This window comes from Kitasatospora sp. NPDC056531 (genome assembly GCF_042794375.1).
GTDB lineage: Bacteria > Actinomycetota > Actinomycetes > Streptomycetales > Streptomycetaceae > Kitasatospora.
Genome location: NZ_JBHTTU010000047.1, coordinates 1 through 13,551, shown reverse-complemented (window position 1 = coordinate 13,551; position 13,551 = coordinate 1). Strand labels below are relative to the sequence as shown.

Below are 13,551 nucleotides of genomic sequence, written 5' to 3'. Positions count from 1 at the left end.
TGCTGGAAGGGGTGCGACCCGGTGGGTTACTTTAGGTGATCGGACAGTACGTTCCGTGTAGCGAAACGAAGTCCACACTTCGCGGCGTCCGCCGGCCCCCGTCGGAGACGGGGGCCGGCGGACTCGGGGCGGCTACTTGCACGTCTCGTCGATCTTGTACTGGAGCGCCTTCGGGTAGTCGTGCCGGCTGAGCCGGACGCGGGCCAGGATCGGCGCGTGGTTGATGTCGTTGCCGGGATCGGCGATGTCCAGCAGGAGCGAGTCGAGCTCGGTGTGGCTGGTGAGCTCGTACCCGTGCATCCGGTCCTTCTCCGTGCCGAAGACCTCGGCCAGCTTCTCGTACCGCCACGGGTGCAGCACGTTGTAGAAGTCGGCCCCGTCGGACGGCTTCTCCTTGTAGTAGCAGGGGCTGACCAGCATCTGCTCGATGCCGTAGAAGCCCTCGTTGTCCAGGACGAAGACCACCGGCCTCAGGTGGTGGCGCACCTGGGTGGACAGCTCCTGGCAGATCTCCTGGAACGAGCCGTCCCCGACGAACACCAGCGGACGCTTCATCGGCTGCTGACGGCCCAGTGCCACGCCGGTGGCCGCGCCGACCGAGTAGCCGATGGACAGCCAGCTGTTCTGTGCGAGGAAGCCGGCCCGCTCGGTGATCCGCAGGTTCATCGAGCCGAGCAGCGCGAACGCCGCGTCCGAGACCACCGTGAACGGCGAGGGGGCCTGCGGGTCCCCGCCGGTGGCCCGGTGCTGCAGGAAGTGGTTGATGTGCTGGAAGAAGCTGTCGTACGTCAGCTCCGCCGGGTACTGGGCGGTGCTCAGTGAGTCCAGGAAGGCGGCCGTGCTGGCCGGGACGTCCAGGCCCGCCGCGTGCGCCAGCGCGAAGTGGTCGGCCGGGAAGGTCTGTCCCTCCAGCGCGTCGCGCAACGCCGGGATGAACCGCCCCAGTCGGACCTCGGGGAAGTACTCGGCGCCGACGCTGACGCCGTCGCGGGCCGCCACGATCCAGTCGTCGCCGATCGACTGCTCGCCGCCGAGGTTCTTGGACGTGGACCAGGTCCCCAGGCCGATCCGGCACCCGGCGTTCTTGAAGGTCTTCCGGATCTCCGGCAGGCTCGCCTTGCCGTTGTAGACGCCGGCGAACAGCGGATGCCGCTCGGAGACCACGGACTTCGCGCCGACCGTGGTGCAGAACTGCATCCGGGTGCTCTGGACGAACTCCAGCAGCTCGTCCTCCAGCCGCTGGCGGACCAGTTCCTCGCCGGCCCAGGCGATCGGTGTGCCGAACTTCCCGATCAGCTTGACCGCCGCCGTGACCGCCTTGGCCAGCATCTCCTCGTTCCGTTTGGTGAACGTCCGCTCGTGAGCTCGGAGTTCACCCTGCGGAGGTTCGCACGGCGCGTGCCAGAGGTCCTCCATCACCTCCAGGTAGACCGGCTTGCGCTCGGTCAGGCACGCGGTGATCGCGCTGTCGATCTGCCAGGGCGCGAGCCCCGGGTTGGAGAGCACCTGCGCGTCCACCGTGACCTGCCGGTAGACGTCCAGGTTGCTCTCCCGGCGCGGGCTCATGTGCGAGGTGAGCAGGCCGACCGCCTGCTGGTTGAGCCACTGTTCGTAGGAGGGCGCCGCGTTGATCGCGATCAGCGGCACGTCCTCGACGTACGCGCCGCCGATCGTGTTGAGCAGGCTGAACGCGCCCACTCCGTAGGTCACCGCGACGGCGCCGATGCCGTGCTCGCCCTTGGCCGGGTCGGCGTCGGCGGTCCGCACCCGGGCGTAGGCGTCCGCGGCGTAGCCGCCGCCCATCTCGGTCGGGGTTCCGATCCAGCGCACGCTGGTGGTGGCCTGCATGATCGTCAGGAACGGGCCTAGGAAGTCGCCCGGTACCCCGAACAGGTACCGGATGCCCAACTGCTCCAGCCTGGTGGCCAGGTAACGGGCCACCGTCCATTCGTGGTTGCCGCTCATCTGCTCAGCGCCTCCTGTCGGCGTTCCCGGCGGGCCTGTACCTCGGGCCGGATCTCCGGTTCCGCCGGGGGCGGCGGAGGTGGCGCCTCGTGCACGGCGATGGCCGCCCGGACGGCGGTCTCCACCGCGCCCTCGATCCAGGCGTGCTTGAGCGAGACGTGCTCGCCGGCGAAGTGCACCGGGCCCTCCGGCTTGACCACGTCGAGGTGGAAGCTGGTCATCTGGTGCGGGGTGTACACCGCCGCCTCGCCGAAGGCGTACGGGTCGCGCAGCCAGCTCTGGGTCTGGCCGTAGCCGGTGTAGAACACCTCGATCCGCCGGCCGTGCACCGACTGGAGGTTGCGCAGCGCGTAGACGTACCGCTCGTCGTCCTCCATGGAGTCCCAGCGCACCGCGTCGTCCGACCAGCTGTAGCTGGCCAGCACCACGCCGCCGCCGTCGCCGCCGGGCACCGGGTGCGAGGGGTAGTACATGAAGCGGTTCGGGTTGTCGGTGGTCGAGCCGCCGCCGAAGCAGTTGGTGGCGGGGCGCACGCTCGCCCGGAGCAGCGGGGTGTGCTCGTAGACCTCCCGCTGGGCCTGGCTGATCCGGCGCTCGTCGACGCTCGCGTGCGCGCCGAGCAGTACCTCGGGCAGGTTGGCCGGTGGCCGGTGGCCGTTGTGGGCGGCGGCGACGGCCGCCTCGGCGTCCTCCTCGCCGGCCCGCTGGTAGTACTCGTATAGGCCGGGGGTGATGGAGTCGAGTTCGACCTTCCAGTCCGCCTCGGTGAACTCCCACCAGCGGCGGGAGAACTCCAGCAGCACCTTGGTGGCCTGGTCGTAGTGGGTCTCGATGATCGCCCGGCGCTTCTTGTACGAGAACGCGGGCGTCACCTGGACGAACCGCAGGGCGGAGAACGGGACCGTGACGATCGCGAAGTCGCCCTTCCAGACGTCGGGTTCGGCCTCCGGGTCGTCCTCGGGGACGGTGTGGACCGCGACCTGCGGCCCGTTCGGGCCGACGTTGCGGCCGGCCCCGCCGTCCCGACGCGGGTCCCAGTACTCCATCCGGATCATCCGCTCGCCCATCCGCAGCTCCGCCCGGAGCTCCTCGGCGAGCGCGTGGGGCAGCTTCCAGCTGCCGCCCGCGATCTCCCAGTAGGTGGCTTTCGGGTCGATGTCGCTGCGGCCCAGGAAGGTGTGGAAGAAGGCCAGGTGCAGCCGCGAGGTCATGTTCTCGATGGTGCCGATCGCCTCGACGGCCTCGTCGCTGAAGCCCGCGTACTCGCGCAGGAAGCGGCCCATCGAGTAGCCGTCGAAGTCGCGGATCACCCGGGCCCAGCCGTCCAGCCACTCGGCGAACGGCTTGTTCACCCGCTTGCCGTCCCTGATCACCGAGTAGTAGTCGCGGACCGGCTCCAGGGCCTGGTTGACCATGTCGGCGGCGGTGATCCGCACCTCGTCGCCGGTGAGGTGGAAGCCCTCGTTGACACAGCTGGGGTCGGCGGCGTACTCGCTGCGGCGGGCCTGGATCCGGTTGGTGCGGATCCAGGAGTTGAAGCGCTTGACCGGTTCGCGGAAGTCCGGGCTGTCCGCGCCGTACTTCCAGACCTTGCCGGGTTCGAAGGACTCGTAGACCACCGGCGGGACGGGCGCGTTCTGGTTGCCGGTGTCCGGATCGACGTCGACGTTGAAGAACAGCTGCCGGTTCAGGCCGAGGCTGTCGACCAGTGCCAGGGTGAGCGGGTGGAAGCTGGGCAGCCGCATCGCCCCGGCCTCCGCGTACTGGTCCGGGTCGTAGAACGGTCCGTCGGACTCGTCGCCGGTGGAGCGGAAGGTCTTGATCCGGCCGCCCACCCGGTTGGCGTTGGCCTCCAGGATGGTGACGTTGTGCCCGGCGTCCTTGAGCAGCTTCCCGGCGACCAGGCCCGCGATGCCCGCGCCGACGATCAGCACGTCCTTGGGCCTGTCCGTCTCCGGGATGCCGTCCTTGATCAGGACGTCGAGGTAGCGCAGCCTCAGGTCCTTGTCGTCCGGACCGACCAGCAGCAGCTCGCGCGCCAGCTGCTGACAGGTCCGCCAGCGGGCGCGGTCATTGGCCGTGCCCTCGATGACGGGGTTCTCCATGGTGTCTCCTCAGGGGCGCTCGGCGGTCAGGAGCCGACCGGCTTGTTGGGGAGGTCCTTGCCCTCGGCGAGCAGCCGCAGCGTGCTGATCGAGGGGGTGAAGGCGTAGAGCGCGCCCGTGGTGCGGACGAAGCGCTTCATGTCGACCGTGCCGTGGGTGCCGTCCGCGAGCGCGATCTCGGCCTTGCCGGCGAGGCCGATGACCTTGTCGAAGCCGTTGGCGACCACCTGGCCGGGCTCGCTCTTCCCCGGGGGGAACGTGTCGGAGTTGGACCAGTGCTGCTGGACCAGTTCGAACTGCTCCTCCAGCGAGGTGCCGTAGCAGACGAACATCAGCCCGCGGTCCTTGCCGTCGTCCGGGCCGCCTTTGAACTCAGGGCCGTACGGGATGCCCCGGCGCATCAGGCGGTGGCTCTTCGGCTTGTTGTCGACGATGCCGGCGAAGGCGCGCGGGTTGGTGCGGCGGATGTGGGCGACCCAAGGGGTGTGCTGCCCGATGGGATCGTCCTGGTAGTCGAAGTCGTTGCGGTCAGAGCCCAGCCCGGTCACGGGGTTGGACGCCGGGGCGAGCGGTGTGCCGTCCTTCATGCGGCCGACCAGGCAGCCGCCGAGCCGGTTGGCGTCCATGGTCCCGGTGAAGTTCTTGACGCCGTCCACCACGGCCTTGTTCCAGCCCGCGACGTCCTGGCGCAGTCGGCGCACCACCTGGAGCGAGCCGTTCTTCATCCACTCGGGCGCCTTCCGGTCGCCCGTCTCGCTCTTGTGGCCGAAGACGAACTCGCCGGGCTCGATCAGCTCGGTCCCGGCGTGGTTGTCGCGGAAGCCCTTGCGCTCCTGGCTCTCACGGTGGAAGTCCTTCACGCCGGGCTGGGAGATGCCGTCCTTGTAGCCGAAGTGCTCGTGCCCCTTCAGCGGGCCCGTCAGGGTGCGGCCCTCGTCCACGTGGACGCGCGTGATCTGGTGCGTCTTCTCGACCGCGTCGAGGTTCTTCAGCTTCTCCTTCAGCAACTCCTCGGTGTCCGCGGCGACGATGAGGACGGCGTGCACGACCTTGTCACCGGTCCCGGCGCCGAACAGCCACTGCTTGGGGTCGCTCTCGGCGGTGTCCCCGAGCTGCGCGGCCCGCATGGCGCTGCCTTCGCGCAGGGCGGTGAAGGCCTTCAGGTCGGTCTCGACCTGCTGGGGGTTCTTGGCGACGGTCTTGAGGCCGTCGAAGGTGAGGGAGACTCCGCAGCGGACGGTCGTGATGGCGGGGTCGCGGCCGAAGGCCCGGCGGGCCAGCGAGAACTGCTCGTTGAAGTCCTCGGTCTCGCTGGTCGTCGCGACGGTGTTGAGGATCGCGGAGAGCCAGCCGCGGCCCTTGGTGGCGTCCGGGAAGTGCAGATAGCGGAAGTCCATGAAGTCCTTGTTGAACGCCGCCAGGATGTTGCCCTGGATGTCGGTGTTCGTGCGCAGCTCCGGCTGGGGCAGCTGCTCGATGGACGGTACGGCGGTGGGGCGGGTGGGGGTCGTGGTCATGCTCGGGCTCCTTGCGCGGCGGGATCGGCAGACGTGATCACAACATGTGATTGGACTACTACTTAACGTAGCTTCGTCGTCGAGAGTCCTGTCAACCGGAGGTCGGCCCCTCGGCGGGGTCGCACAGCGTCACCGGATGCGGCGTCCCCGCGCAGATGCGCGCGGGCGAGTGCGAGGTGGAGCGGCGGTATTCTGCCGGGATGCCTTCATCGCACGGTAGGAGCAGCGTGCCGCCCGAACCGGTGGACGATCCGGCGGTCGTGCTGTCGGGTTTCGGTCCCGTGGGCCAGGCCTACGCCGAGCGGCTGCTGTCGCGGGGTGACGAGCTCGCGCGCGACCACGCGGTGCGGCCGAGGCTCGCGGCCGTGCGCGTCGGATCCGCGCAGGCCCTGGTCCGCGGCGGAGAGCCGGTACCGCCGCGATCGGCGTGGGGTCCGCTGGCGCCGCTGGAGCACACCCTCGACCGGACCGGCGCGCAGGTGCTGGTCCAGGCACTTCCCTCGTCGCCGCAGGCACGGGAGCAGGCCGCCGAGGAAGCCGCCTCGGTGCTGCGCCGGGGCGTCCACGTCGTCACCGCGACCAAGAGTCACCTGCTGAGCCACTGGCGCGAACTGGCGGACGCCGCACGGGCGGGCGGCAGCCTGATCAGGATCTCCGGGGCCACCGGGGCGGCCCTCCCGGCGGCCGATCTGGCCCGGACGGGAGTGCGCGGTCTCGGCTGCCGGTCGCTCCGGGCCTGCCCCAACGGGACCGCGACCTTCGTCCTCGACCGCCTGGCGGCGGGCGACTCCCTGGCGGGGGCGGTCCGCGAGGCCCGGCGCCGCGGCATCGCGGAGGCCGACCCGTCGGCCGACCTTTCCGGCGCCGACGCGGCGACGAAGGCCCGACTGCTCGCGGCCCTGCTCTGGGGCTGGGACCCGGCGGCCGTGCGCGTCAGCACGGAACCGGTGGACGAGCGGGCCGGTCGGGAGGCCCTGGCCGCGGCCGCCGACGGGCGCCGCCTGCGCGCCGTGGCGACGGCGAGCGCGGACCACCCGCTGGTGGTCGAGGTCCGGCTGGAGCGGACGGCCCCCGGCGACCCGCTGTACGCGCTGACCGGTCCGGAGAAGGCGGTCGTCTACGGCTGCCCCGATGCCGGGGACATCACCGTGAGTGGCGGCCGTTCCAGCCCGCTCGGCGCGGCGCTCGCGATGCTGCGGGACACCCTCGACGTGCTGGCGCCCCGCGGCTTCGGCTTCGGCTGAGCCGGGGGGCGCCGGGGCGGCGCGGCCCGGGCGGTCCGACGGCTTCCCGGGAACGCGCGGTATCCGGGACCATGTCCGGTGAGGAACGGGGGAGTCGTGTATGTGAGGGATCCGAAGTCCAGGGCGGGCCGGTGGTCTCTCGCGCCGGCCGTGGCGCTGGCGGGGCTCGTCATGCTGTTGGCGGGCGCGGCCCTGACCACCGTCTGCGTGCTCACCATCGGGTACTCTCTGCGACTCGCCGGGCAGCCCGGCCTGTTGACGGTCTCCGGCTGCTCCACCGACGGCGTCGGCAAGCAGGCGCACACCACCTGCTTCGGCAGGTTCACCTCCGACTCGGGCACCGTGGTGGACCGCCCGGTCCCGTACGGCGGCAGTCTGCGGGTCGGCGCCCGGCTGCCCGTGCAGTACGTCGAGTCCGAGGACGACTGTTACCGGGTCGGCGTCGCCTACACCGGCGTCCGGGTCCTCGGCATCGCCGTCGGGCTGTCCGGCGCGTTCGCCGGCCCGGTCGGCATCGCCCAGGCCGTCGCGATCGCCGCACCCCGGCGGGCGGCCCGCTGGCGCGAGGCGCGCCTGCTGCGGACGGTGTGGCGGGTGCTCACGCCCCTGTTCAAGGCGCTTGGCGTGCTCGCGTTGGTCTCGGGGCTGATCAGCCTGGCGACCTATCTGCTGACGGACTGATCGGCGCGGTCCGCAGAGCCTGCCGGGCCGTCAACTCAGCAGCGAGGGCGCGAAGTAGTCGCGCAGCCGGGCGATCCTCCCGTCGCGGGTGCGGAAGATCTGGACCAGCGACACCACGATGTCCTGGTCGTCACCGTCGAAGACCGTGTCGATCTCGGCGATGAACACCTCGGGGTCGGACGTGGTGTGCAGCACGAAACCGGACTTCTGGAGGTTCGGCCTGCGGTCGTCCTTCAGCTGCTGCCCGTAGTGGGCCGCCATCGCGGCGCGGATCGCCTCGCGGCCCACGATCCGCCGGGGGAGGGCACCGCCGGCGGGCATGAGCGGCGCCTCGAAGACGCCGTCCTCGGTGAAGGTCTCGGCCAGGGCGTCGGCGTCGCGGGTCAGCGGACCGGCGTGGACGTAGCTCTGGAAGATCTCCTGCGCGGTTCGGGACACGACGGCCTCCCTGGGTTCGGACAGCGGGAGTCCATCCCATCACATCGGCGGCTTCCGGGGGTTGGGGGAGGCCTGGGGCGTCCGCCGCCCCGCCCCTCCCGTGTCGGAGGCGGGGCGGGGCGGCGGACTTCGATGCGCCCCGGCTCAGACCGCCTCGGGCGGCCACGGGCTGTGCGCCGCGACCTGGGCGCGCAGTTGACGCAGGGCCCGGGCGGAGGCGATGCCGACCGCGCCGGTGACCAGGCCGTCCCGTACGCAGGCGGCGGCGAAGCGGTGTTCGGCGAGGCTGCCGTCGACCACCTCGAACCGCTCGGCGCCGCCGGGCCGGCCGAACACCTGGACGCGCAGCCCGTACTGGTCGGTCCACAGGTACGGGACCGGCTCGTACGCCTGCCGGGCGCCGTCCGGGCCGGCCAGCAGGTTCCGGGCGGCGTGCATCGCCTGCTCGGTGGCGTTGGTGCGCTGTTCGAGGCGGCGGTGGCGGCCGGTGCGCGGGTCGGGCCAGGAGGCGGCGTCGCCGGCCGCCCAGACGCCGGGGCCGGCGGCGCAGTAGGCGTCGCAGACCACGCCGTCGTCCAGCGGGACGCCGCTGTCGGCCAGCCACTCGGTGGCCGGTGCGGAGCCGATGGCCATCAGTACGGCGTCGGCGGCCAGTTCGGAGCCGTCGGTCAGGCGCACCCCGGCGGCTCGGCCGTGCCGTTGGAGCAGTGCCGTGGCCACGCCCCGGTCGATCCGCACCCCGTGCTCGCGGTGCAGGTCCGTCAGCAGCGCGGCCGTCTCGGTACCGAGGACGGCGGCCAGCGGAGTGGCGGTGGAGGCCAGCCAGGTCACCTCGGCGCCGAGTCCGACGGCGGTGGCCGCCGCCTCGGCGCCGAGCAGCCCGCCACCGACCACCAACAGCCGTACGCCCGCGAGCAGTTCCTCGCGCAGCGCGAGGGCGTCGGCGAGGGTGCGCAGCACGTGGGCCCCCGGCAGCGGCGCGTCGGCGCCGGGGAGCCGGCGCGGGCGGACCCCGGTCGCCACGATGACGGCCTCGCAGCGCACCCGGTGGCCGTCGGACAGCAGCACGGTCCGCTCCCGGCGGTCCAGGCGTTCGGCCCGCACCCCCAGGCGCAGGTCGAGCCGGAGCTCCTCCAGCGCCTGGGGGCCGCGCAGGGCCAGCCGGTCGGGCTGCCACTCCCCGCCCAGCAGGTGCTTGGACAACGGCGGTCGGTCGTACGGGGGTTCGTCCTCGGCCCCGATCAGGGTGAGGCGTCCGTCGTAGCCGGCCCGGCGCAGCGCTTCCGCGGCGTGCAGTCCGGCCGCGCCGGCGCCGACGACGGCCACCTCCCGCAATGCGGTCACACCCGCTCCAGGCGGATCGCCGCGGCCGGGCAGACGGCGGCGGCGTCCTCGACGGCCTGGTGGAGTTCGGCGGGCGGCTCGGCGTCGAGCAGGAGGACGATGCCGTCCTCGTCGCGCTGGTCGAAGACGTCGGGGGCGGCGAGTACGCAGTGCCCGGCGCCGCAGCACTTCTCCTCGTCGATGTGGATGAGCATGGTGTTCCCTTCGGGACATGGCCGGTCGGGGCCCTTGCGGGGGCTGACTCCGGTGGATGGTAGGCGCGTTGGAGCGCTCGGTACTCGGTACCCGGTCGCGGCCCGCTGGGGCCGGGTCGCCGGGCGGTCCGTCAGGCCGGGTGGGGCCCGGTCACCGGGCCACTGGTCGCGGCCCGGTGGGGCCGGGTCACCAGGCGATCGGCAGCTCGTGGACGCCGTAGACGAGCATCTCGCCGCGGAAGCTGATCTCCTCGAACGGTACGGCCAGCCGTAGTTCGGGCAGGCGCCGCAGGACGGTGTTCAGCGCGATCTGCAATTCCAGCCGGGCGAGGGGCTGTCCCAGGCACTGGTGGACGCCGAAGCCGAAGGCCAGGTGGCGGCGCGCGTCGCGGGCCAGGTCGAGCTCGTCGCCGTCCGGGAACTCCTGCTCGTCCCGGTTCGCGGTGCTGATCATGCAGACGACGCCCTCGCCGGCGCGGATCCGCGCGCCGCCCAGCTCGACGTCCTCGGTGGCGACCCGGGTCAGGCCGGAGTGCACGATGGTCAGGTAGCGCAGCAACTCCTCGACCGCCCCGGGGACGGACTCGGGGTGCTCGCGCAGGTGGGCGAGCTGGTCGGGGTTGCGCAGCAGGGCGAGGACGGAGAGCGCGGTCATGTTCGCCGTGGTCTCGTGTCCGGCGACCAGCAGCAGCCGGCCCATCGCGCCGATCTCCTCGGTGCTCAGTTCGCCGCGGGCCACCAGGCGGCTGAGGATGCCGTCGTCGGGCTGGGTGCGCTTGGTGTCGGTGAGTTCGATCAGGTAGTCGGCCAGCCGGGCCTGGGCGGCGCTGACGTCCTCGGGGGAGGAGTCGCGGCGCAGCAGGACGCGGCTGCACTCCTGGAAGAAGGCGTGGTCCTGGTAGGGGACGCCGAGCAGCAGGCAGATGACCAGGGACGGCAGGGGCAGGGCGAACTCGCGGACCAGGTCGGCGCTGGTGCGTCCTTCGGTCATGTGGTCCAGCAGGTCGTCGGCGATGCGCTGGATCTCGGGGCGCAGCGCCTCGACCTTCTTGATCACGAATTCGCCGGTGAGCATCCGGCGCAGGCGGGAGTGCTCCGGGTCGTCCATCCGGATGAAGGTGGGCTGACCGGAGTTGAGCTGCCGGGCGCCCGCGCTGATGGAGGGGAAGCCGGGGCGGGTGGCGTCGGCGCTGAAGCGGGAGTCGGCGAGGACCGCCTTGATGTCCTCGTGGCGGGTGATCAGCCAGCTGGTCGAGCCGTCCCACAGGGAGATGCGGCTGATCGGCTCCTCCTGCTGGGCCTGCCGGTAGGCGGGTGGCGGGGCGAACGGGCAGGCGCCGCGGGCGGCGGGGTGGGTGAAGCGTGGGGTATGCGCGGCAGTGGCCATCAGGGGGGCTCCCCTTCTCGGAGCTGGGTGGGGCCGGCGGTGCCGGTGGGGTGGGCCTGCGGGTGTGGTGGGGCAGGTCCCGGGCCATTTACGTGCCAAAAGCAACTAACTGAACGTCACGCTAACTCGCGGTCCGTGGTGAGGAAAGGGCGCATCGGCGGACGGCCTAATCTGTCCGAAATCCGGTCACGGGTGCCCGCCACAGCCGCAGTCCCCGCCGGATCGCTACAGTTCCTCCATGCCGGACGCCGAAGACGAGCGGATCACCGCCGCCGACCTGGAAGCCGTACTGGCCTCGCTGGCCTACCTGCTGACGCGTTCACAGGAGCACGAACGCCGTACCGCCCGGGCCGGCATCACCGCCGCCCGCTCGGACGTCTACCTGCTGCGCGCGCTCGCCGAGGCCGAGGGGGCCAGCCGGGTGAGCGACCTGGCCGACCGACTGATGGTCAAGCCCTCCCACGTCACCCGGCAGATCGACCGCCTCCAGGGCCAGCAACTGGTGGAACGCACCCAGGACGAGCTGGACCGGCGGGCCCGCCAGGTGGCGATCACCGCCGACGGGCGGGAGATGCTCGACCGCCTGAAACAGGCCAACATCGCCGGACTGGCCAGTGCCCTGGACGGCGTCCCGGAGCCGGACGTCGCCGCCACGGTCAGCGTGCTGCGCCATCTGGTCGACCGGTACGTGCACCGGGTGCGCACCACGATGCTGTCCGAGGACGACCCGCTCCCGGCCGGGCCTGCCGCCCACGAGGCCGGTTGAGCCCCGGGCCCGCCGCCCACGAGGCCGGTTGAGCCCAGGGACGATCCGGGTACGTCCTCCGGCATGTCGGACGAGAAGAACCGCGCCGTGGCCGAGGCGATCCTCCCGCTGGTCGGCGGCGGCGCCAACATCCGCTCGGTCGCGCACTGCATGACCCGGCTGCGGTTGGGCCTCGCGGACCGCTCCCTGGTCGACCACGAGGCGCTCAGGGCGCTGCCGGCCGTCCTGGGCACGGTCGAGGACGACACCTACCAGATCGTCCTCGGCCCCGGCGCCGTCGCCGGGGTCACCGCCCAGCTGCGCCGGCTCCTGGACTCCGGCAGCCCGCCCGAAAGCGGGAACGCCCCCACCGCCGAGGGCCTCGCCGGCCGCGGCGTCCGGATCCGGGCGCAGGCCCGGGTGCGCAACGCGACCCCGGTGAAACTGGCACTGCGCCGGATCGCCGACATCTTCGTCCCGCTGATCCCGGCCCTGATCGGCTGCGGCATCGTCGCCGCCCTCTCCGGCGCCCTCGCCAACCTCGGCTGGGCGCCGTGGCTGGTCGCCGCCCTGGGGCCGGTCTCCTCGGGGTTCATGTCCCTGCTCGCCGTCTTCGTCGGCTACAACACCGCGAAGGAGTTCGGCGGCACGCCCGTGCTGGGCGGGGCCGTGGCCAGTGTGATCGTCTACGCGGGCGTCGCCAAGGTGGAGGCGTTCGGCCACCACCTCACCCCCGGGCAGGGCGGGGTGGTCGGGGCGCTGCTCGCCGCGCTGCTGGCGGTCCAGCTCGAACGGTGGACCCGGCGGATCGTGCCCGCCGCCCTGGACGTCCTGGTCACCCCCACGGTCACCGTCCTGTTCGGTGGCCTGGCCGCCCTGTTCGGCCTGATGTTCGTCGCGGGGGAGGTGTCCACCGCCATCGGCCGCGCCGCCACCTGGCTGCTCGCCCACGGCGGCCTGCTCGCCGGGCTCGTGCTCGGCGGCCTCTTCCTGCCGCTGGTCATGCTCGGCCTGCACCAGGCGCTGATCCCGATCCACACCACCCTGATCCAGCAGCAGGGCTCCACCGTCCTGCTGCCGATCCTCGCCATGGCCGGCGCCGGGCAGGTCGGCTGCGCCGCGGCCGTCTACCTGAGGCTGCGCCACAACGCCTCCATCCGGACCGTCATCAGGTCCGCGCTCCCGGCGGGCCTGCTCGGGGTCGGCGAGCCCCTGGTCTACGGGGTCACCCTGCCGCTGGGGCGTCCGTTCGTCACCGCCTGCGTGGGCGGCGCGGCCGGCGGCGCCTTCGTCGGCGTGGCCGGCCAACTCGGCGGTGCGGTCGGCTCGACGGCCATCGGCCCCTCCGGCTGGGCGCTGTTCCCTCTGCTGGCCGGCCCGCACGGGATGGCCGCGAGCGCCGCCGTCTACGCCGGCGGACTGCTGACCGGCTACGTCGTGGGCTTCCTGGCGACGTACTTCTTCGGCTTCACCCGGGAGACGCTCGCCGAGTACAACGCCTCCGCTGCGGACCGCGCTGCCGCGCCCGCCGAGCCCGCCTCAGAGCCCGCCGAGCCCGCGTAGGAACAGCGTCGGAGGGTCGGCAGTCTCTCCTCCAGGCGGCAGAGACGAAGGGCGCACTGCGGACTGTGACGTGGGCCTCAGCCCGGGAAGATCGCCTGCACCCAGAGCGCGGACGGCGAGTCGGCCAGTAACGGACAAAACGGTCAAACACTGACATAAACCGTGATCCCGCTCACACCCGAAACCATCGACGACCGGCGATAGTAGCCGCCCCCAAGGCCCCCGATCGGATATTTGCCCAGTTCAGAGCAGTCGCCGACCGGGCAACCGCCTCGCGAACCGACCCCGCGAACCCCCGGAGTACGACAGCCGATCGTAACAAGAGGGTCTTGTCGGAAACCGATCCCACCTGGCAACAATTGCTGCAC

At 72.0% G+C, this 13,551-nt stretch carries 11 protein-coding genes; 4 read left to right on the top strand and 7 right to left on the bottom strand.

What is annotated here, in order from left to right; genetic code table 11:
- Positions 1-132: 132 nt before the first annotated feature.
- Genes ACFQ87_RS30110 through ACFQ87_RS30100 form a run of 3 tightly spaced genes read right to left on the bottom strand, consistent with a single transcriptional unit; the run spans position 133 to position 5,587 of the window.
- Positions 133-1,965 (bottom strand): alpha-keto acid decarboxylase family protein, encoded by a 1,833-nt coding sequence (locus ACFQ87_RS30110; RefSeq protein ID WP_380614008.1) that lies wholly within the window; start codon positions 1,963-1,965, stop codon positions 133-135.
- Entirely contained in the window at positions 1,962-4,070 is a 2,109-nt protein-coding gene (locus tag ACFQ87_RS30105; protein WP_380614007.1) for a flavin monoamine oxidase family protein, read from the bottom strand. The genes ACFQ87_RS30110 and ACFQ87_RS30105 overlap by 4 nt, the downstream gene beginning before the upstream one ends.
- A gap of 26 nt (positions 4,071-4,096) precedes the next feature.
- Positions 4,097-5,587 carry a Dyp-type peroxidase gene (locus ACFQ87_RS30100; protein WP_380614006.1) on the bottom strand — a complete coding sequence of 497 codons (1,491 nt, stop codon included), beginning with the start codon at positions 5,585-5,587 and terminating at the stop codon, positions 4,097-4,099.
- A gap of 200 nt (positions 5,588-5,787) precedes the next feature.
- Here ACFQ87_RS30100 and ACFQ87_RS30095 point away from each other — a divergent pair, with 200 nt between their 5' ends.
- A complete protein-coding gene (locus ACFQ87_RS30095; RefSeq protein WP_380614005.1) occupies positions 5,788-6,831 on the top strand; it encodes a homoserine dehydrogenase in 1,044 nt (347 codons plus the stop codon).
- A gap of 150 nt (positions 6,832-6,981) precedes the next feature.
- Complete coding sequence (locus ACFQ87_RS30090; RefSeq protein ID WP_380614004.1) at positions 6,982-7,512, top strand: hypothetical protein; 531 nt, start codon at positions 6,982-6,984, stop codon at positions 7,510-7,512.
- A gap of 30 nt (positions 7,513-7,542) precedes the next feature.
- Here the strand turns inward: ACFQ87_RS30090 and ACFQ87_RS30085 are convergent, their stop codons facing one another.
- From ACFQ87_RS30085 to ACFQ87_RS30070, 4 genes are all read right to left on the bottom strand, one after another.
- On the bottom strand, positions 7,543-7,950 hold the full coding sequence (locus tag ACFQ87_RS30085; protein ID WP_380614003.1) for a nuclear transport factor 2 family protein: 408 nt from the start codon (positions 7,948-7,950) through the stop codon (positions 7,543-7,545).
- 144 nt (positions 7,951-8,094) lie between these two features.
- Positions 8,095-9,294 carry an NAD(P)/FAD-dependent oxidoreductase gene (locus tag ACFQ87_RS30080; protein WP_380614002.1) on the bottom strand — a complete coding sequence of 400 codons (1,200 nt, stop codon included), beginning with the start codon at positions 9,292-9,294 and terminating at the stop codon, positions 8,095-8,097.
- Complete coding sequence (locus tag ACFQ87_RS30075; protein WP_380614001.1) at positions 9,291-9,488, bottom strand: ferredoxin; 198 nt, start codon at positions 9,486-9,488, stop codon at positions 9,291-9,293. Before ACFQ87_RS30075 ends, ACFQ87_RS30080 begins: the two co-directional genes overlap by 4 nt.
- Positions 9,489-9,675: 187 nt before the next feature.
- The gene (locus tag ACFQ87_RS30070; protein ID WP_380614000.1) at positions 9,676-10,875 is read right to left on the bottom strand and encodes a cytochrome P450; all 1,200 of its coding nucleotides are present in this window, start codon (positions 10,873-10,875) and stop codon (positions 9,676-9,678) included.
- 238 nt (positions 10,876-11,113) lie between these two features.
- Here ACFQ87_RS30070 and ACFQ87_RS30065 point away from each other — a divergent pair, with 238 nt between their 5' ends.
- Together ACFQ87_RS30065 and ACFQ87_RS30060 are read left to right on the top strand one after the other, a co-directional pair.
- Positions 11,114-11,641: a MarR family winged helix-turn-helix transcriptional regulator gene (locus ACFQ87_RS30065; protein WP_380613998.1), complete on the top strand. Its 528-nt coding sequence runs from the start codon at positions 11,114-11,116 to the stop codon at positions 11,639-11,641.
- 63 nt (positions 11,642-11,704) lie between these two features.
- Positions 11,705-13,183, top strand: a complete 1,479-nt coding sequence (locus ACFQ87_RS30060; protein ID WP_380613997.1) for a PTS transporter subunit EIIC — start codon at positions 11,705-11,707, stop codon at positions 13,181-13,183.
- Positions 13,184-13,551 lie beyond the last annotated feature (368 nt).